The 19,570-nt window shown below is 66.6% G+C and carries 18 protein-coding genes; all 18 read left to right on the top strand.

Translation table 11 applies throughout. From position 1 onward, the window contains the following. Window positions 1–8 precede the first annotated feature (8 nt). Window positions 9–1,253 carry a precorrin-6y C5,15-methyltransferase (decarboxylating) subunit CbiE gene (cbiE, locus tag H7A76_RS05565; protein ID WP_185697572.1) on the top strand — a complete coding sequence of 415 codons (1,245 nt, stop codon included), beginning with the start codon at window positions 9–11 and terminating at the stop codon, window positions 1,251–1,253. Beyond that, the gene (locus H7A76_RS05560) at window positions 1,246–2,343 is read left to right on the top strand and encodes a cobalt-precorrin-5B (C(1))-methyltransferase (RefSeq protein ID WP_185697571.1); all 1,098 of its coding nucleotides are present in this window, start codon (window positions 1,246–1,248) and stop codon (window positions 2,341–2,343) included. The genes cbiE and H7A76_RS05560 overlap by 8 nt, the downstream gene beginning before the upstream one ends. Continuing rightward, the gene (locus H7A76_RS05555) at window positions 2,340–3,068 is read left to right on the top strand and encodes a cobalt-precorrin-6A reductase (protein WP_185697570.1); all 729 of its coding nucleotides are present in this window, start codon (window positions 2,340–2,342) and stop codon (window positions 3,066–3,068) included. Before H7A76_RS05560 ends, H7A76_RS05555 begins: the two co-directional genes overlap by 4 nt. 177 nt (window positions 3,069–3,245) lie before the next feature. Then, window positions 3,246–3,548, top strand: coding sequence for a type II toxin-antitoxin system RelE/ParE family toxin (locus H7A76_RS05550; RefSeq protein WP_185697569.1), 303 nt, complete (start codon window positions 3,246–3,248; stop codon window positions 3,546–3,548). Between the two features lie 3 nt (window positions 3,549–3,551). Next, window positions 3,552–3,842 carry an addiction module antidote protein gene (locus H7A76_RS05545; protein WP_124345642.1) on the top strand — a complete coding sequence of 97 codons (291 nt, stop codon included), beginning with the start codon at window positions 3,552–3,554 and terminating at the stop codon, window positions 3,840–3,842. A gap of 99 nt (window positions 3,843–3,941) precedes the next feature. Further along, window positions 3,942–4,340, top strand: a complete 399-nt coding sequence (locus H7A76_RS05540; protein WP_022642041.1) for a DUF2946 domain-containing protein — start codon at window positions 3,942–3,944, stop codon at window positions 4,338–4,340. Window positions 4,341–4,389: 49 nt separating this feature from the next. Continuing rightward, window positions 4,390–4,884 carry a copper chaperone PCu(A)C gene (locus H7A76_RS05535; protein ID WP_409298334.1) on the top strand — a complete coding sequence of 165 codons (495 nt, stop codon included), beginning with the start codon at window positions 4,390–4,392 and terminating at the stop codon, window positions 4,882–4,884. Between the two features lie 115 nt (window positions 4,885–4,999). Further along, on the top strand, window positions 5,000–5,353 hold the full coding sequence (locus H7A76_RS05530; RefSeq protein ID WP_409519180.1) for a DUF2946 domain-containing protein: 354 nt from the start codon (window positions 5,000–5,002) through the stop codon (window positions 5,351–5,353). An 88-nt stretch (window positions 5,354–5,441) separates the two neighbouring features. Beyond that, window positions 5,442–7,574 carry a TonB-dependent copper receptor gene (locus H7A76_RS05525; RefSeq protein WP_185697568.1) on the top strand — a complete coding sequence of 711 codons (2,133 nt, stop codon included), beginning with the start codon at window positions 5,442–5,444 and terminating at the stop codon, window positions 7,572–7,574. 171 nt (window positions 7,575–7,745) lie between these two features. After that, complete coding sequence (locus H7A76_RS05520; RefSeq protein ID WP_185697567.1) at window positions 7,746–9,128, top strand: PepSY domain-containing protein; 1,383 nt, start codon at window positions 7,746–7,748, stop codon at window positions 9,126–9,128. A gap of 152 nt (window positions 9,129–9,280) precedes the next feature. Further along, window positions 9,281–11,419: a TonB-dependent siderophore receptor gene (locus H7A76_RS05515; RefSeq protein ID WP_185697566.1), complete on the top strand. Its 2,139-nt coding sequence runs from the start codon at window positions 9,281–9,283 to the stop codon at window positions 11,417–11,419. Window positions 11,420–11,456: 37 nt separating this feature from the next. Then, complete coding sequence (locus H7A76_RS05510) at window positions 11,457–12,245, top strand: ABC transporter ATP-binding protein (protein WP_185697565.1); 789 nt, start codon at window positions 11,457–11,459, stop codon at window positions 12,243–12,245. After that, window positions 12,242–13,201, top strand: a complete 960-nt coding sequence (locus H7A76_RS05505; RefSeq protein ID WP_185697564.1) for an ABC transporter substrate-binding protein — start codon at window positions 12,242–12,244, stop codon at window positions 13,199–13,201. Before H7A76_RS05510 ends, H7A76_RS05505 begins: the two co-directional genes overlap by 4 nt. Further along, on the top strand, window positions 13,198–14,208 hold the full coding sequence (locus H7A76_RS05500; protein WP_185697563.1) for an iron ABC transporter permease: 1,011 nt from the start codon (window positions 13,198–13,200) through the stop codon (window positions 14,206–14,208). The genes H7A76_RS05505 and H7A76_RS05500 overlap by 4 nt, the downstream gene beginning before the upstream one ends. Before the next feature lie 320 nt (window positions 14,209–14,528). Further along, entirely contained in the window at window positions 14,529–15,794 is a 1,266-nt protein-coding gene (urtA, locus tag H7A76_RS05495; protein ID WP_185697562.1) for an urea ABC transporter substrate-binding protein, read from the top strand. Window positions 15,795–15,932: 138 nt separating this feature from the next. Continuing rightward, window positions 15,933–17,435, top strand: coding sequence for an urea ABC transporter permease subunit UrtB (gene urtB / locus H7A76_RS05490; RefSeq protein WP_185697561.1), 1,503 nt, complete (start codon window positions 15,933–15,935; stop codon window positions 17,433–17,435). A gap of 129 nt (window positions 17,436–17,564) precedes the next feature. Further along, window positions 17,565–18,644, top strand: coding sequence for an urea ABC transporter permease subunit UrtC (urtC, locus tag H7A76_RS05485; protein ID WP_185697560.1), 1,080 nt, complete (start codon window positions 17,565–17,567; stop codon window positions 18,642–18,644). Continuing rightward, entirely contained in the window at window positions 18,641–19,501 is an 861-nt protein-coding gene (gene urtD, locus H7A76_RS05480) for an urea ABC transporter ATP-binding protein UrtD (protein ID WP_185697559.1), read from the top strand. The genes urtC and urtD overlap by 4 nt, the downstream gene beginning before the upstream one ends. Window positions 19,502–19,570 lie beyond the last annotated feature (69 nt).

Below are 19,570 nucleotides of genomic sequence, written 5' to 3'. Positions count from 1 at the left end.
GAATATCCATGTCGCCCTGGCTGACAGTAGTGGGAATCGGTGAAGACGGCTTCAAGGGCCTGGGTCGCAATGCCCGCCATGCCCTGTTGGGCGCTTCGCGGATCGTCGGCGGGCAACGTCAGCTGGAGCTGCTGCCGGCTTGCATCCGTGGCGAACGCCAGCCGTGGCCCAGCCCGTTTTCCCTGGAGCCGGTGCTCGCCCAGCGTGGTACCGCGGTGTGTGTGCTGGCCAGCGGCGACCCGATGTTCTTCGGCGTCGGCGCCAGCCTGGCGCGGCAGCTGCCCGCCGAAGAACTGCTGATCTTGCCCGCGCCCTCCTCCTGCGCCCTGGCCGCCGCGCGCCTGGGCTGGTCGCTGCAGGAAGTGGTCAGCCTGTCGCTGGTGGCGCGGCCATTGGCCGCACTCAACGCGCAGTTGGCCAACGGCCTGCGCCTGCTGGTGCTGAGCAATGACCGCCACAGCCCGGCGGCGGTGGCCGGCCTGCTGCGCGAACGCGGCTTCGGCCCGAGCCGGATCAGCGTCCTGGAACACCTGGGTGGCCCGCTGGAGCGGCGTGTCGACGGCACCGCCGACGACTGGCAAGACCCGCCCATCGCCGACCTCAACCTGCTGGCCATCGACTGCCGCGCCCGCCCCGACGCACCCCGCCTGTCGCGCCTGGCCGGCCTGCCGGACGCGGCCTTTGCCCATGACGGCCAGCTGACCAAGCGCGACGTGCGCGCCATGACCCTGGCCCGCCTGGCCCCGATGCCCGGCGAGTTGTTGTGGGATGTCGGCGCCGGCAGCGGCTCGATTGGCATCGAGTGGATGCGCGCCCACCCCAGTTGCCGCGCCCTGGCCATCGAGGCCGACGCGGGCCGCCAGCAACTGATCGAACATAACCGCGACACCTTGGGCGTTCCCGGGTTGCAACTGATCCGTGGCAGCGCGCCCCAGGCCCTGGCTGGCCTGGAGCGTCCGGACGCGATCTTCATCGGCGGCGGCGTGACCCGCGACGGCGTGCTCGCCACCTGCTGGGAACGGCTCAAGCCCGGCGGCCGCCTGGTGGCCAATGCGGTGACCCTGCAAAGCGAGATGACCCTGATGGACTGGCGCCAGCGCCACGGCGGCGAGCTGACTCGCATCCATGTGGCCCAGGCCCAGCCGCTGGGCGAGTTCGACACCTGGCGCCAGGCCCTGCCCATCACCCTGCTGGAACTGCACAAACCCCAGGACCCAGCCTACACGCCATCCATGGACGCGCCCCATGCGTGAGGAAACCGCCGAACAGCCCGCTCCACTGCGCAGCGGCCTGACCACCGGCAGTTGCGCCACCGCCACCAGCCTCGCGGCCGCCCGCCTGCTGCTGGGCAACGTCGAGGCCGATGCGGTGGATATCGTCCTGCCCAAGGGCAAGGAGGTGCGGATGCGCCTGGAGTTCTGCCGGCGCACCGCCGACGGTGCGGAAGCCGGGACCATCAAGGATGCCGGCGACGACCCGGACGTGACCCATGGCGCCCTGCTCTACTCCCAGGTGCGCCTGACCCCTGAGCCGGGTATTCGCTTCGTCGCCGGGGCCGGGGTCGGCACCGTGACCCGCCCCGGGCTGGTCCTGGCGGTGGGCGAACCGGCGATCAACCCGGTGCCGCGACGGATGATCAGCGAGCACCTGCAACGCCTGGCCGAGGAGCAGGCCTACAGCGGCGGCTTCGAAGTCACGGTGAACGTCGAGGGCGGCGAGGCCCTGGCGCAGAAGACCATGAACCCGCGCCTGGGGATTCTCGGCGGGCTGTCGATCCTGGGCACCAGTGGCATCGTCCGGCCGTTTTCCTGCGCGGCCTACATCGCCTCGATCCACCAGGGCATCGATGTCGCCAGGAGCAACGGCTACCGGCACGTCGCCGCCTGCACCGGCAACGCCAGCGAAGACACCATGCGCCGGGTCTACGACCTGCCGGAAATCGCCCTGATCGAAATGGGCGACTTCGTCGGCGCGGTTCTCAAGCACCTGCGCAAGGCCCCTGTGGATAAACTCAGTCTGTGCGGCGGCTTCGGCAAGATCAGCAAGCTGGCCGCCGGGCACATGGACCTGCACAGCCGCCACTCCAGCATCGACCTGCCGCAGCTGGCGCAATGGGCCGCCGAAATCGGTGCCGACCAACCGCTGCAAGAGGCCATCCGCCAGGCCAATACCAGCCAGCAGGCACTGGCCCTGGCCAGCGCCGCCGGAGTCGCCCTGGGCGATGCGGTGTGCCGCCACGCCCTGGACTTCGCCCGCAGCGTGGTACCGGCCCAGGTCCAGGTGGAAGTCTTCGCCATCGACCGCCAGGGCGGCATCGTCGGCCATGCCGGAGCCCAGCCATGAGCCGCATCCTGCTGCTGGGTGGGGTCACCGAGGCCCTGGCCATCGCCCGCACCCTGGGGCCGGAACATGTCTACAGCCTGGCCGGCATCGGCCGGGTGCCCACGGACCTGGCCTGCCAGGTGCGGGTCGGTGGCTATGGCGGAGCCGAGGGCCTGGCGCAGTTCATTCGCGCCCAGAACATCACTCTGCTACTGGATGCCACTCACCCCTATGCCGCGCAGATCAGCGCCAATGCCCAGGCCGCCGCCCGGCTCGCCGGCATTCCCTGCTGGGCCCTGCGCCGCCCGGCCTGGCAAGCGCAGCCCGGGGACGACTGGCGCGAGGTGGCCGACTGGCCACAACTGATGCAAGCCCTCGAACCGTTCCAGCGACCGCTGTTCACTCTGGGGCGCGAACCCTTGCAGCATCTGGAGGAGATTCCCGCCAGCCAGTTCTGGACCCTGCGCGCCCTGGAAGCCTGCCCGGGCAACGAGCGCTGCGAAGTGATCGGCGCCCGCGGCCCGTTCCAGATCGACGACGAGCGCGAACTGTTCGCGCGCCGGCGCATCGATGTGCTGATCAGCAAGAACAGCGGCAGCAGCGCCACCGAACCCAAGCTGGAAGTGGCCCGTGAACGGGGAGTACCGGTGTTGATACTCAAGCGCCCCGACCTGCCCGAGGTCGATCGCCATTTTACCGAAGTGCCCCAGCTCCTGGCCGCCCTCGAGCGGCTGTCTAGCGCCTGACCGCCGAAAGCGCCGCGCCTCACCTCAACCTGGGAACGCCCTGGCTGTGCCCGCCAGTCTCCTGCCTTAACTTTCTTGGGAGCTCAGCAACGACCGGCTGCACGCCCGGTCGTCGCAGCGTTGCCTTTCATCTGGCAAATGAGTTGCCAGGGGCGTATCCCAAGGAATACAGTCGCCATGTTCGTCTTCGAGCAAACCCAGGAGTTCAGCCACTGGCTCACTCGCCTCAAGGACCCTCAGGGGAAGACCCGTGTACTGGCCCGGATCAGGGCAGCGCAACTAGGGCGGTTCGGCGACTGTGTATCAATAGGAGGGGGAGTCCATGAGATGCGTATCCACCGTGGGCCCGGCTACCGGGTGTACTTTTCACGGCGAGGCGAACGGATCTACCTGTTGTTGATCGGTGGCGACAAGAGCACCCAGAGTCGCGACATCCAACGAGCCCGGCAACGGGCTCACGACCTCAAGAGCGAGGACTGAAACATGCGCACCCCAGTGACCCGCTTCGATGCGGCCGACTACCTCAAGACCCCGCAGGACATGGTGGCCTACCTCGATGCCTGCTTCGAGGAAGATGCCGGCGATGGCGTGCTGATCCGCGCCGCCCTCAACGACATCGCCCGCGCCCGGGGCATGACCCAGATAGCCCGGGACACCGGCCTGGGCCGCGAAAGCCTGTACAAGGCGCTGGGCAGCCAGGGCAATCCCGAGTTCGCGACTATCATCAAGGTGATGAAGGCGCTGGGACTCAAGCTCCAGGTCAGCCCGGCCTGAGCCAGCACTGCGACACCACACCGCACACGTTGTTTTTTTACTTATCCACAGCGATCAGGCTAAATACCCGCCTGATCGCTCAACCGACGGATCGTCACCATGTCCCGACAACGGCTCGCATTTGCCTGGATCGCCTGCTTCGCAGTGCTGTTCAACATGCTTGCCATGCCGCTTTCCGGGGCCATGCAGAACAGCGACCAGGGGCTGGACGAACAACTGCTATGGGGCAGTTTCTGTTCCTCCAGCGGCACCAAGATGATCGCCATCTCCCTGGGCAAGCTCGAACAAAAAGCCCCGCAGGACGACGATCACTCGAACATGCAGCATTGCTGGTGCTGCTCCGGCTCGGCGCCCCTGGTGGCCCTGCCTGGCCATGCGCCGCAGCTGTACTTCACCCGCTTCATCGCCCAGCCGGGCGCCCCGCAACCACCGCTCGAACAACTCACCCCGCGCCAGCAATGGCCCAGCCTGAATCCCGGTGCACCGCCTCTGGCATGATTCCCTTTCGCAAGTGACCTGCGTTTTTGAATCGTTCTGGAGAACCACCATGCTCAAGTCTTCCCTGGTCAAGCACACCCTGCTGCTGGCCGCCCTGCTGTTGCCTGCCAGCTTCGCCAGCGCCCATGAATACAAGGCCGGCCAATTGCAGATCGACCATCCCTGGTCGCAGGAACTGCCGCCGAACGCGCCGACCGTCGCCGCCTATTTCGTGCTGCACAACCCGGGCAAGAGCGCCGACACCCTGCTCAGCGTCGAGACGCCGATCGCCGGTCGCGCCGAACTGCATGAGCATGTGATGCAGGGCGACATGATGAAGATGCAGCAGGTGGCCAAGGTGGCCGTGCCCGCCGGCGGCGAAGTGCGATTCGCGCCCATGAGCTATCACGTGATGCTCATGGAGCTCAAGGACCGCAGCCTGCTCAGCGATGGCAAGCGCTTCCCGCTGACCCTGCACTTCGAAAAGGCCGGCGACGTCACCGTCGAGGTCGCCGTGCAGAAGCAGGCACCCGGCGCTGCGCAAGAGCATCAGCACGCTCACTAAACACTGACCGCCGGTCCCATCCGTGAACGCCCCGCTCGCGCCTGGCCGCAGGCGGTCCGCCGCGCGCCGTCCCTCCATCGGAGTGCGGCGCGGCAGCTGGATCAGCCTGTTCGCCATGCTGATGATCTTCATCGGTCCGCTGATTTCCCAGTCGATGCCGATGGATCACGCGATGCCGATGGACATGTCCGTATCCATGGACATGGGCAGCGGCGTGTCCGGCTGCCACGGCGATAACCCACACGCTTCGCACCCCGCCAAACCCCAGGGCGAGCAGCATGTGCTCTGGGAGAAATGCGGTTATTGCAGCCTGCTGTTCAACTGCCCGGCACTGCCGTCAGGGCTGTCATTCGCCCAGCTCGATGCACCGCTGGCCCAGCCTTTCCTGGTCCCCACCACGCGCCTGGGCCACGCCCGGCAGACCGTGTTCCCCGGCGCCCTGACCCGCGCTCCGCCGATCGACGCCTGAGTCACCTGCTCACTCCACACGGCCGGCTGTCAGCACGACAGGCGTGCGCTCGCGGCCGTGTCATTCAAGACCGATCGATGGAACCATTATGTTTTCTGCTGACTCGCGCCTGGGCGTTGCCCAGCCATCCAAGCCTTTTGCCCTGAACCCGTCGCGCCAGCACTTCAACCGTGCCCTGGCGGTGCTGTGTGGTGCCCTGCTGGCGCCCCTGGCCGTGGCCGACGAGGCTTCGGCCGAACACGCCCACCACAGCACCGAGCTGAGCCCGACGGTGATCACCGCCATCGCCCCCAGCTCGCCCCTGACCGTGGTCACCAACCCCAAGGACCCACGCCAACCGGTGCCGGCCAGCGATGGCGGCGACTATCTCAAGACCATTCCCGGCTTCGCCCTGGTGCGCAACGGCGGCACCAACGGCGACCCGGTGCTGCGCGGCATGTTCGGCTCACGGCTGAACATCCTCACCAACGGCAGCATGATGCTCGGTGCCTGCCCTGGTCGCATGGACGCCCCGACCTCCTACATTTCCCCGGAAACCTACGACCGGCTGACCGTGATCAAGGGCCCGCAGACCGTGCTCTGGGGCCCCGGTGCCTCCGCCGGCACCGTGCTCTTCGACCGTGAGCCCGAGCACTTCGGCGAACTCGGCACCCGGGTCAACGCCAGCCTGCTGGCCGGCTCCAACGGCCGCTTCGACAAGACCCTGGACGCGGCTGCCGGCGGCCCCCTGGGTTATGTCCGGGTGATCGGCAACACCGCCCACTCCGACGACTACAAGGACGGTAACAACGACACCGTGGCCTCGCGCTACGACAAGTGGAACGGCGATGTCGCCCTGGGCTGGACCCCGGACGCCGACACCCTGCTGGAGCTGACTGCCGGCAAGGGCGACGGCGAGGCCCGCTACGCCGGTCGCGGCATGGATGGCTCGCAGTTCAAGCGCGAGAGCCTGGGCCTGCGGTTCGAGAAATCCAACATCGGCGAGGTCCTGGATAAGGTCGAGGCCCAGGTCTACTACAACTACGCCGATCACGTGATGGACAACTACAGCCTGCGCACCCCGTCGGGCAGCGGCATGATGGGCAAGCCCATGGTCAGCAACGTCGACCGCCGCACTCTCGGGGCGCGGATCAAGGCCACCTGGCGCTGGGCCGATGTGCAGTTGATCGGCGGCATCGATGCCCAGACCAACGAACACCGCCAGCGCGGCGGCATGGGCGTGGATGCGCACAAGGGCCAGCCCTGGGCCAAGGACGCCGACTTCCACAACTATGGCGCCTTCGGCGAGCTGACCTGGTACGCCGCCGAGCGCGACCGGCTGATCACCGGCGCCCGCCTCGACCGGGCCTCGGCCAAGGACTACCGGCAGAGCATCAAGTCGGGAATGATGAGCCGCCCCAACCCCACCGCCGGCGACACGCGGGCCGACACCCTGCCCAGCGGCTTCGTGCGTTACGAGCATGACCTGGCCGACAGTCCGACCACCTTGTACGCCGGTCTCGGCCACGCCCAGCGCTTCCCCGACTACTGGGAATTGTTCTCGCCGAAGATGGGCCCGGCCGGCTCGTTGAACGCTTTTGACTCGATCAAGCCGGAAAAAACCACCCAGCTCGATTTCGGCCTGCAGTACCAGGGCGCCGACCTGGAGGCCTGGGCTTCGGGCTACATCGGCCAGGTACGGGACTACATCCTCTTCGACTACAACTCGAAGATGATGGGCATGAGCACGTCCCGGGCCGAGAACATCGACGCCCGGATCATGGGCGGCGAACTGGGCGCGGCCTACAAGCTGACCTCGAACTGGAAGGCCGATGCCACCCTGGCCTACGCCTGGGGCAAGAACAGCAGCGATGGCAAGGCCCTGCCGCAGATGCCACCGCTGGATGCGCGCTTGGGCCTGACCTACAGCGAGGACGACTGGAGCGCCGGCGCCTTGTGGCGGGTGGTGGCGGCGCAGAACCGCGTCGACCTGAACAAGGGCAACGTGGTCGGCAAGGACTTCGGCCAGAGCGGCGGCTTCGGCGTGTTCTCGCTCAACGGCGCCTACCGCATCAACAAGAACCTCAAGCTCAGCACCGGGGTCGACAACCTGTTCGGCAAGGCCTACGCCGAGCACCTGAACCTGGCGGGCAACGCCGGCTTCGGCTACCCGGCCACTGATCCACAAGCCATCAAGGAACCCGGCCGCACCTTCTGGACCAAGGTCGACCTGAGCTTCTGACGAACCGTTGCGGCCGCTGCGCGACCGTACGCAGCCTGCGGCAGCGGCTACACCAGGCACCTGTAGCCGCTGCCGAGCGGGCGAGGCTGCGACAAGGCCCCCAGGGCCTTCAGCAGTGGTTTCAGGTGCCACCCATAACGACAGATCCACAACCTTGCGGAGCGCTTGCCGATGAACCGACCCAAAGTGTCTTTCTACAACCTGGCCTGGCGCTGGCATTTCTACGCCGGGCTGTTCGTCGCCCCTTTCATGGTGATGCTGGCCCTGACCGGCATCGTCTACCTGTTCAAACCGCAACTCGATCCACTGATGTACCCCAGCTTGCTCAAGGTCCCCGCCGGGCAGCACAGCCTGGCGGCCGACCAGCTACTGCAACGGGTCCAGGCGGCCTATCCCCAGGGCCGAATCAAGCAGTACCTGCCACCTGTGGATGCCGGGCGCAGCGCCCAGTTCGTGGTGCAGCACAAAGGCCAGGAACTCAACGTCTTCATCGACCCCTACCATGGCGACGTGCTTGGCGAGCAGGATGCCAAGCGCAACCTGCAGGCGGTGGCCCGGGCCATTCACGGCGAGCTGATGATCGGCACCGTCGGCGACCGGCTGGTGGAGCTGGCGGCCAGCTGGGGCATCGTCCTGGTGGTCTCGGGCCTGTACCTGTGGTGGCCACGGGGCAAGTCTTCGGCAGGCGTGCTCTGGCCACGCCTGAACGCAAGGGGCCGGCTGTTCTGGCGCGACCTGCATGGCGTGCTGGGGTTCTGGGGCGCGGCCTTCCTGCTGTTGATGCTACTCAGCGGCATGACCTGGACCGGCTTCTGGGGCAAGCAGTACGCCGACCTATGGAACCGCTTCCCGGCGGCCATGTGGAACGACGTACCGACCTCCGACCAGCAGGCCGGCGAGCTCAACAGCGCCACCCGCCAGACCGTGCCCTGGGCCCTGGAGAACACGCCGATGCCGATGTCCGGCGACCATGCCGAGCACATGGGCCAGGCCATGGCCGCAGCGGCCCCGGCAGCCCCAGCCATCAGCCTGCAACAGGTCCAGGACATCGCGCGCCAGCGCCAGGTCGAGCCCGGCTACAGCATCACCCTGCCCAGCAGCGCCACCGGGGTGTTCACCATCGCCCTGTTCGCCGACGACCCGCGCAACGACGCCACCCTGCATGTCGACCAGTACACCGGCAAGGTCCTGGCCGATGTGCGCTGGCAGCACTACAGCAATGTGGCCCGAGCCACCGAGCTGGGAGTGATGTTGCATGAGGGCAAGATGTTCGGCCGCGTCAACCAGCTGGTGGTGCTGGTGGTGTGCCTGATGATCCTGCTCGGTGCGGTGAGCGGCATCGTCATGTGGTGGCAGCGTCGCCCCGCCGGCCGTCTCGGGGTTCCGCCGCTGCGCCACGATTTGCCACGCTGGAAAACCGCAATGCTGGTCATCGCCCTGCTGGCCCTGGCGTTCCCCCTGGTCGGCGCCTCGCTGGTGGTGGTGTGGCTGCTGGATCGCCTGGTGCTTTCGCGCTTGGCCCGGGGTCCTGAATCCGCCTCATCTTCAACATGAAGCCGGCGAGATGCGCGTTGCAGAGCGCCCTGTAGAATTTCGCCGCTTCAGTCGTGCGGATTTATAATGTTACTTTATAACGCTGCATGTAAGATCCTGTCCGCAGCCTCGCCGCTGCGGACACCCTCTGGAAGAAGCGATCCTGCGTCCCGATGAACAAGTACCTGCTGTCCACTTTCTGCCTGCTCGCCCTACCGTCCCTGTCCCAGGCCGGCGATACCGCCCTGACCCTGCCCACCGGCACTATCTCTGCCGCAGCCAACGACAGCGACGACAGCATCAGCCTGAAGACCCCGACCACCGCCGGCTCACGCTTGGGCCTGAGCGCCCTGGAAACCCCGGCCAGCACCGACAGCCTGAGTGGCGAGCGCATTCGCGCCCGGGGCGATCGCAGCATCCAGGACGCGGTATCGCGCAGCGCCGGCATCAGCCGCACCGGCACCCCGGGTGATGGCGGCACCTCGTTGTCGGCCCGGGGCTTCACCGGGCAGAGTTCGGTGATGCAACTCTACGATGGCAACCGCATGTACACCGGCATGGGCACCGTGACCTTTCCGGTGAACAGCTGGGCCGTGGAACGGGTCGACGTATTGCGCGGCCCGGCCTCGGTGCTGTACGGCGAAGGCGCCACTGGCGCGGTGATCAACACCCTCCCCAAGAAGCCCTTCAGTGGCGAGATCGAGAACCACCTGCGCCTGGGCTACGGTTCCTTCGATCGCCAGCAACAGGCCCTGGACAGTGGCGGTTCGCTGAGCGACAGCCTGAGCTACCGGCTCAACCTCAATCGCGAGCGCAGCAACGGCTGGGTCGACCGTGGCGATTCCTCGGGGGATTTCGTCAGCGCCGCCCTGCGCTGGCAGGCCTGCGATGACCTGGCCTTCACCCTGGCCCACGACTACGGCGACCAGAACCCGATGAACGACTTCGGCACGCCACTGATCGACGGGCGCTTGCACAAGCGCCTGCGGGACAAGAACTACAACGTCAGCAACGACAAGCAGCACTACAACGACCAGTGGACCCGCCTGACCAGCGAGTGGCAGATTTCCGACAACCTCAGCGCCAGCAACGAGCTGTACTACCTCAAGGCCCAGCGCCGCTGGCAGAACGCCGAGAACTACAACTGGAGCACGGCGGACCGGCAACTGAGCCGCAGCGGCTACTTCGGTATCGGCCACCAGCAGGAACAGGTAGGCGACCGCCAGACCTTCACCCTCAAGCACTCTCTGTTCGGCCTCGACAGCCAGACCCTGGTCGGCATGGACTACAACCGCATCCGCTTCCATATGAAGAGCAATTCGCCCTTCAACGACAGCTTTGCCAATGGTCAACCGGTAGACGTCTACCATCCGGCCAAAGGCGAGTTCGCCAGCAACAGCCCCTACCGCGACCAATTCAAGACCACCACCCGGCAGATGTCGGTCTTCGCTGAAAACCGCCTGCAACTCAGCGAGCGCTGGTCCCTGGTGACCGGCGTGCGCCGCGACTATGCGCATATCGATCGCGATGACTTGAAGGACGGCAGCCAGAGCGACAAGACCCTGACCGGCAACAACTGGAAGGCCGGCCTGGTATTCGCCGTCACCCCGGACACCTCCCTCTATGGCCAGTACTCCACCAGCACCGACGGTGTCGGCGGGCTGATTTCCCTGAGTCCGGATCAGCAGCAATTCGACCTGTCCACCGCCAAGCAGACCGAGGTCGGTCTCAAGCAGGCGTTCTGGGACCAGCGCGGCGAATGGACCCTGGCGGCCTACCACATCGTCAAGAAGAAGCTGCTGATAGATGTGCCTCAAGTTGCCGGAGCTGCACCCCGCAAGGATCAAGTAGGCCAGCAATCCTCCAATGGCCTGGAGGCCAGCCTGGACCTGCAATTGCCCCGCGCCTGGCAAGTGCAGGCCAACGCCGCCATTGTTCGCGCCCAGTACGATGACTTCACCCAGATGGTGGATGACCAGCCAGTCTCCCGCGATGGCAAGCGCCCGGTGGACGTGCCACGGCGCACCGCCAACCTGTGGCTGAGCAAGGCCATCAACGACGACCTGCGGGCCGGCGCCGGGGTGCGCTACGTCGATGCGCGCTACGCCGACATGGCCAACCGCAACCAGCTGCCCAGCTACACCGTGGTGGACGCCAACCTCTCGTGGCAAGCCTTGCGCAATACCACCCTGGGCCTGCAATTGAACAATCTGTTCGACCGCCAGTACGCCCAAAGCCAATACAATGACGGCCAGCAATGGATACTCGGCGAACCGCGCTCGTTCTTCGTCACCGCCGACTATCGCTTCTGACCCCTGGCGGGACCACCGGCAACCACACGGACAAGGCATGACCTCGCTGAACCTCCTCGACCTGGCCTGGAGCCCCCTGGGCCAGGGCCACTGCCACCACCAGTTCCAACTGCGTGAGGCCAACCTGCACGTGCAGGCCGGGGAGTTCGTCGGCCTGATCGGGCCCAATGGCAGCGGCAAGACCAGCCTGCTGCGCTGCGCCTATCGCTTCAGCAAGCCGCAGCAGGGCGAGGTGCAACTGGCCCATCAGAATGTCTGGAAGCAGTCGCCACGCTGGTGCGCACAACGCATCGCCGTGGTGCTCCAGGAGTTTCCCGATGCCTTCGGCCTCACCGTGCAGGAAGTGGTCGCCATGGGCCGCACCCCGCACAAGGGCCTGTTCGACGGCGACACCCGGCACGACCGCGCCATCGCCCGCGAGGCCCTGGAGTCCGTAGGCCTGCTGGGCTTCGAGGAGCATGCCTTCGCGACCCTCTCGGGCGGGGAAAAACAACGGGTGATCCTGGCTCGGGCCCTGGCCCAGCAACCGCAGTTGCTGATCCTCGACGAGCCGACCAACCACCTCGACCCGCGCTACCAGCTGGAACTGCTGCAACGGGTCAAGCGCCTGGGCATCGGCACCCTGGCCAGCATCCACGACCTGAACCTGGCCGCGGCCTTCTGCGACCGCCTGTACGTCCTCGACCACGGACGCATCGTCGCCAGCGGCACTCCCCGCGAAGTGCTCACCGTCGAGTTGCTGCGCAACGTCTTCGGCGTCGAGGCGCTGATCGATGCCCACCCCCTGTCCGGCTACCCACGAATCACCTGGATCACCCAACCATGACCTTGCGCTCCCTGCTTCGCTCCAGCCTGCTCCTGGCCCTGTCACTGGGGGCCGCCCAGGCCTTCGCCGAGGCCACCCGCTACCCATTGACCCTCGCCAGTTGCAACCGCGAAGTGACCTTCAAGCAAGCGCCCAAGCATGCCCTGAGCCACGACATCAACATGACCCAGATGATGCTCGCCCTGGGCCTCAAATCGCGCATGGTGGGCTACAGCGGAGTCAGTGGCTGGAAGGCCGTGACCCCACAGATGAGCGTCCTGCTGGACGGCCTGCCGGAGCTGGCGGCCAAGTACCCGTCGGTGGAGACCCTGCTCAATGCCAACGTCGACTTCCTGTTCGCCGGCTGGGACTACGGCATGCGCGTGGGCGGCGACCTGACCCCGCAGACCCTGGCGCCCCTGGGCATCAATGTCTATGAGCTGACCGAGTCCTGCGCGTTCGTGATGAAGCGCCCGGCCGCCAGCCTCGACGATACCTACAACGACCTGCGCAACCTCGGCCGGATCTTCGACGTGCAGGATCGCGCCAATGCCCTGATCGCCCAGATGCAGGAGCAGGTGGCCCAGGTGCAACAGGACCTGCCCGCGGAAAAACCCCGGGTGTTCCTCTACGACAGCGGTGAAGACCGGGCCATGACCTCCGGCCGCCTGGGCATGCCCCAGGCGCTGATCGACGCCGCCGGCGGGCGCAACATCCTCGACGACGTCGAGGCCAGCTGGACCCGGGTCAACTGGGAGACCGTGGTGGAGCGCAACCCGCAAGTGATCGTCATCGTCGACTACAGCGAAGTCACCGCCGAGCAGAAGCAGCGGTTCCTGCTGGACAACCCGGCGCTGCAAGGCGTCGACGCCATCAAGAACCAGCGCTTCATCGTCATCCCCTATGTGCAGGCCACCCCGGGCATCGACAACGTGCTGGCGGTGGAAACCCTGGCCAAGGGTTTCCACGGCGAATGACTACACGTCGCTACAGCTGGCTGCTCTTGACCCTGGCCGGCCTGCTCCTGGCCTCTTGCGTGCTGTCCCTGGGCTTCGGTCCGGCGCGGGTGCCGGTGGACGTGGTGGGCCGCATCCTGTTGCACAAGACCCTGGGCCTGGGCGAGGTGGACTGGAGCCCCGGCCAGGAACATATCGTCTGGCTGATCCGCGTGCCGCGCATGCTCCTGGGAGCGCTGGTGGGCGCCGGGCTGGCGCTGATCGGCGCAGTGCTGCAAGCGGTGACCCGCAACCCGCTGGCCGACCCGCACCTGCTGGGCGTCACCTCCGGCGCCACCCTCGGCGCGGTGATCGTGGTCCTGCACGTGGGGCAGGTCATTGGCCTGTTGACCCTGCCCCTGGCCGCCTTCATCGGCGCCGTGGCGAGCATGCTCCTGGTGCTGGGCATAGCCGCCCGCAGCGGTCGCCTGGACAGCGACCGCCTGCTGCTGTGCGGGGTGGCGGTGTCGTTCGTGATGATGGCGGTGGCCAACCTGCTGCTGTTCATGGGCGACCACCGGGCCAGCTCGGCGGTGATGTTCTGGATGCTCGGCGGCCTGGGCCTGGCGCGCTGGGAGCTGCTGGCGATTCCCGCGATCAGCGTGCTGCTCGGGTTGCTGTTGCTGCTGGGCATGGCCCGGCCATTGAACGCCCTGATGGCCGGCGAGCAGACCGCCGTGACCCTGGGCCTGAACGCGCGCAACGTGCGCCTGAAGGTGTTCCTGATCGCCTCGCTGATGACCGGGGTGCTGGTGTCCATCAGCGGTTCCATCGGCTTCGTCGGGCTGATGGTGCCGCACATCGCCCGGCGCCTGGTGGGTGCCGAACACCGTCGGCTGCTGCCGGCCTGCGTGCTGCTGGGCAGCCTGTTCCTGGTGTGGGTGGACGTCGCCGCGCGAACCCTGATCGCCCCCGAGGACCTGCCCATCGGCGTGGCCACCGCGGCCATCGGCGGCTTGTTCTTCATCGGCCTGATGCGCCGACGCTGAGGTCCTTTGTATTTGTAGGGCGAGGCTTGCCCGCGATAGCGGTGTACCTGATGCGCCGCCATCGCGGGCAAGTCGGATCGCCGCCCGCTCGCTCCTACAGAAAAGCCATGCCGGGTTGCCTCCAACCCGGCACCAACCAAGCGCATTCGTCCGCACCAAAGGCTCCACCTGGCCCCGCAATGGTGCGCCAAGCCGGCTCCCCCACGCCGTGGGGGCAACGTTTCCATGCCTTGGCCAACCCGGCACAGCCCTTGCAAAACACCCTTCACTGGTTCGCATCTGCCTCTTAAAAAAATCCAAGAGTTCACGGAGATCGCACAATGAAGCGTCGTAGCTTGCTCAAGGCTTTCACCCTCTCGACCGCTCTTGCCGCCATGGGCCTGACCTGGACCGTCCAGGCCGCCGAGACCATCAAGGTGGGCATCCTGCATTCGCTGTCGGGCACCATGGCGATCTCCGAGACCTCGCTCAAGGACATGGCCCTGATGACCATCGACGAGATCAACGCCAAGGGTGGGGTCAACGGCAAGCAACTGGAAGCGGTAGTGGTGGACCCGGCCTCCAACTGGCCGCTGTTCGCCGAGAAGGGCCGGCAGTTGCTGAGCCAGGACAAGGTGGCGGTGGTGTTCGGCTGCTGGACTTCGGTCTCGCGCAAATCGGTGCTGCCGGTGTTCGAGGAACTCAACGGCCTCTTGTTCTATCCGGTGCAATACGAGGGCGAGGAAATGTCGCCCAACGTGTTCTACACCGGCGCGGCGCCGAACCAGCAGGCGATCCCGGCGGTGGAGTACCTGATGAGCGAAGACGGCGGCAGCGCCAAGCGCTTCTTCCTGCTGGGCACCGACTACGTCTACCCACGCACCACCAACAAGATCCTGCGCTCCTTCCTGCACGCCAAGGGCGTGGCCGACAAGGACATCGAAGAGGTCTACACCCCGTTCGGCCATAGCGACTACCAGACCATCGTCGCCAGCATCAAGAAGTTCGCCGCCGGCGGCAAGACCGCGGTGATCTCCACGGTCAACGGCGACTCCAACGTGCCCTTCTACAAGGAGTTGGCCAACCAGGGCCTGAAGGCCACCGAGGTGCCGGTGGTGGCCTTCTCGGTGGGCGAGGAAGAACTGCGCGGCATCGACACCAAGCCGCTGGTGGGCAACCTCGCCGCCTGGAACTACTTCGAGTCGGTGGATAACCCGGTGAACCAGAAGTTCGTCGCGGCCTGGAAGGCCTACGCCAAGGCCAAGAACCTGCCGGGGGCCGACAAGGCGGTGACCAACGACCCGATGGAGGCCACCTACGTGGGCATCCACATGTGGGCCCAGGCCGTGGAGAAGGCCAAGTCCACCGATGTCGACAAGGTCCGCGAGGCCCTGGCCGGACAGACCTTCGCCGCGCCCTCGGGCTACACCCTGACCATGGACCCGAGCAACCACCACCTGCACAAGCCGGTGATGATCGGCGAGATCCAGCCCGACGGTCAGTTCAACGTGGTCTGGCAGACCGCGGGCCCGGTCCGCGCCCAGCCCTGGAGCCCCTACATCCCGGGCAACGACAAGAAGCCGGACTACGCGGTGAAGAGCAACTGACCGCCGCCCCCATCTGTAGGAGCGCAGTTTGCTCGCGATAGCGTCCTCAAGAAGTACGTTGTCGACCCGACGATCGCCATCGCGGGCAAGGGCTCGGCGCCCCCTGCTCCTACAAGGTTCTCTGTCGTATTCAAGGACGTGACAATGTCGCTTTATCGTCTGCTTATGGCCTGCCTCCTGCTGCTGCCGCTCGCCGCCCATGCCGGGGATGCCGAAGACTTCGTCGCCGGCAATTCCGGCGAGCAGGCCCGGCTCTTGGAAACCTGGGCCGCACAGCCCGACCCGGCGCGCATCGAACTGCTCGGCGCCATGCAGCAAGGCCAGTTGAACATCGCCGGGGCAACCAAGCCCCTGCGCTTGAACAACCGCCTGCGCGGCTTGGTCGATACCGCCCTGGCCAGCCACCAACTGCTGGCCGCTGACCCCGGCACCCGCCTGGCCGGTGCCCGACAATTGCAGAAGAGCGCCAAGCCGGCGCAGTTGAAGTTCCTCGACACACGGCTGGCCGCCGAGCGGGACCCAGGCGTACACGACGCCCTGGGCCTGGCCCTGGCCAACCTGCAACTGGCGGACCGCGAGCCGGCCGTGCGCCTGGCCGCGGTACGCCTGCTGGGCGAGAGCGGCGAACCACTGGCCCGCACCCGCCTCGAAGGCCTGCTGGAAGCGGGGGCGGAGAGCGACGCCGGCGTGCGCACCGCCGCGCAAACCAGCCTGGCCCAGGTCAAGCGCAAGCTGCTGGCGGGCGAGGTGCTCGGCCAGGCCTTCAGCGGCCTGTCCCTGGGTTCGATCCTGTTGCTGGCGGCCCTGGGCCTGGCGATCACCTTCGGCCTCCTGGGGGTGATCAACATGGCCCACGGCGAAATGCTGATGCTCGGCGCCTACGCCACCTACGTGGTGCAATCGCTGTTGCAGCGCTACCTGCCCCAGGCCATGGAGTACTACCCATTGCTGGCCCTGCCGGTAGCGTTCCTGGTCACCGCCGGCATCGGCATGGCCCTGGAGCGCACGGTGATCCGCCATCTCTATGGCCGCCCGCTGGAGACCCTGCTGGCGACCTGGGGCATCAGCCTGATCCTGATCCAGCTGGTGCGCCTGTTGTTCGGCGCGCAGAACGTCGAAGTCGCGAACCCGGCCTGGCTCTCCGGCGGTATCCAGGTACTGCCCAACCTGGTGCTGCCCTACAACCGCCTGGCAATCATCGGTTTCGCCCTGGCCGTGGTGCTGCTGACCTGGCTGCTACTGAACCGGACCCGGCTGGGGCTGAACGTGCGCGCGGTGACCCAGAACCGCAATATGGCCGCCTGCTGCGGGGTGCCCACCGGCCGAGTGGACATGCTCGCCTTCGGCCTGGGCTCGGGCATCGCCGGCCTGGGTGGCGTGGCCCTGAGCCAGATCGGCAACGTCGGCCCGGAGCTGGGCCAGGGCTACATCATCGACTCGTTCCTGGTGGTGGTGGCAGGCGGCGTCGGGCAGCTGGCCGGCAGCATCCTGGCGGCCTTCGGCCTGGGGATCGCCAACAAGATCCTCGAACCGGCGATCGGCGCCGTGCTGGGCAAGATTCTGATCCTGGGGTTGATCATCCTGTTCATCCAGAAACGCCCACAAGGACTCTTCGCCCTGAAAGGCCGGGTGATCGACTAGCCGGCAAAGACTCACGCCCATTGACGAACGCGCCGTCGCCTCGCTGGCGGCGGCCCCGAGAAGGAACACCACTATGTTTGCCAGCAGCCCTAGCGAAACCGCCCGTACCACCATCGCGAGCACGCCGCGATGAACCAGCCACTGCTCATCACCGCGAGCCAGAAGGCCGGGCCCAGAGTCACCATCAGCGTCGGCGCCCTGCTGCTCCTGGCGCTGCTGGCCCTGCCACTGCTGGCGCTGTTGCCGGCGGACAATCCACTGCACGTCTCGGCCTATACCCTGACCCTGGTGGGCAAGATCCTCTGCTACGCCGTGGTCGCCCTGGCCCTGGACCTGGTCTGGGGTTATGCCGGGCTGCTGTCCCTGGGGCATGGCCTGTTCTTCGCCCTGGGTGGCTACGCCATGGGCATGTACCTGATGCGCCAGGCCGCGGGCGACGGCCTGCCAGCGTTCATGACCTTCTTGTCGTGGAGCGAGTTGCCCTGGTACTGGGCCGGCACCGAGCACTTCCTCTGGGCCTTGTGCCTGGTGGTGCTGGCACCGGGACTCTTGGCCCTGGCGTTCGGTTTCTTCGCCTTCCGCTCGCGAATCAAGGGCGTGTATTTCTCGATCATGACCCAGGCCCTGACCTTCGCCGCGATGCTGCTGTTCTTTCGCAACGAGACGGGTTTGGGCGGCAACAACGGCTTCACCAATTTCCGCAGCATCATGGGCTTCGGCATCACCGAGCCCGGCACCCGGGCGGCGCTGTTCCTGGCCACGCTGGCGTTGCTGGTGGGCAGCCTGTACCTGGGTTGGCGCCTGTCGCGAAGCAAGTTCGGCCGGGTGCTGACGGCGCTGCGCGATGCCGAGAACCGCCTGATGTTCTGCGGCTACGATCCTCGCGGGTTCAAGCTTTTCGTCTGGGTCCTGAGTGCGGTGCTGTGCGGCCTGGCCGGGGCCCTGTATGTGCCCCAGGTCGGCATCATCAACCCCAGCGAAATGTCCCCGACCAACTCCATCGAGGCCGCCGTCTGGGTCGCCCTGGGCGGACGCGGCACGCTGATCGGCCCGCTGCTCGGCGCCGGCCTGGTCAATGGCATGAAGAGCTGGTTCACCGTGGCCTTCCCGGACTACTGGCTGTTCTTCCTGGGCGCGCTGTTCATCGTGGTGACCCTGTACCTGCCCAAGGGCGTGATCGGCCTGTTCAAGCACAGGGGTGAATCATGAGAATCACGGCCACGGTGGACGGCATGCTCGACCCCATTCTCGACAGCAACAAGGATGCCGGCAGCGGCCGCGATGCCATCGGCCTCGGCCAGGCCACGGGCAAGGGCCTGGACACCCGCCATGGCACCATCCTGACCCTGGAGGACATCAGCGTCAGCTTCGATGGCTTCAAGGCCCTCAACGACCTGAACCTGTACATCGGCGTCGGCGAGCTGCGCTGCATCATCGGCCCCAACGGCGCCGGCAAGACCACCCTGATGGACGTGATCACCGGCAAGACCCGCCCCACCCGGGGCAAGGCCTGGTTCGGCGAGACCCTGGACCTGACCCGCTTGAGCGAGGTGCAGATCGCCCAGGCCGGGATCGGCCGCAAATTCCAGAAGCCCACGGTGTTCGAGGCCCTGAGCGTGTTCGAGAACCTGGAACTGGCCTACCGCACCGACAAGTCGGTATGGGCCTGCCTCGGCGCGCGCCTGGGCAGCGAACAGCAGGATCGCATCGCCCAGGTGCTGGACACCATCCGCCTGGCCAGTTCGGCCCGACGCCCGGCCGGCTTGCTGTCCCACGGCCAGAAGCAGTTCCTGGAGATCGGCATGCTGCTGGTGCAGGAGCCCCAACTGTTGTTGCTCGACGAGCCGGTGGCGGGCATGACCGACGCCGAGACCGAGTTCACCGCCGAGCTGTTCAAGGGCCTGGCCGGCCAGCACTCGCTGATGGTGGTGGAGCACGACATGGGCTTCGTCGGCGCGATCGCCGACCACGTCACCGTGCTGCACCAGGGCAGCGTGCTGGCCGAAGGCTCCCTGGCGCAGGTGCAGGAAAACCAGCGGGTGATCGAGGTCTACCTCGGCCGCTGATGATTCTTTGTAGGAGCGAGGCTTGCCCGCGAAGAACCTGAAAGCGATGCGTTCACTCAGGCAGCACGC

This window comes from Pseudomonas sp. MSSRFD41 (assembly GCF_014230245.1).
Taxonomy (GTDB): domain Bacteria; phylum Pseudomonadota; class Gammaproteobacteria; order Pseudomonadales; family Pseudomonadaceae; genus Aquipseudomonas; species Aquipseudomonas piscis.
The sequence above is the reverse complement of the archived record's forward strand: the minus strand, read 5'-3'. Positions and strand labels throughout refer to the sequence as shown.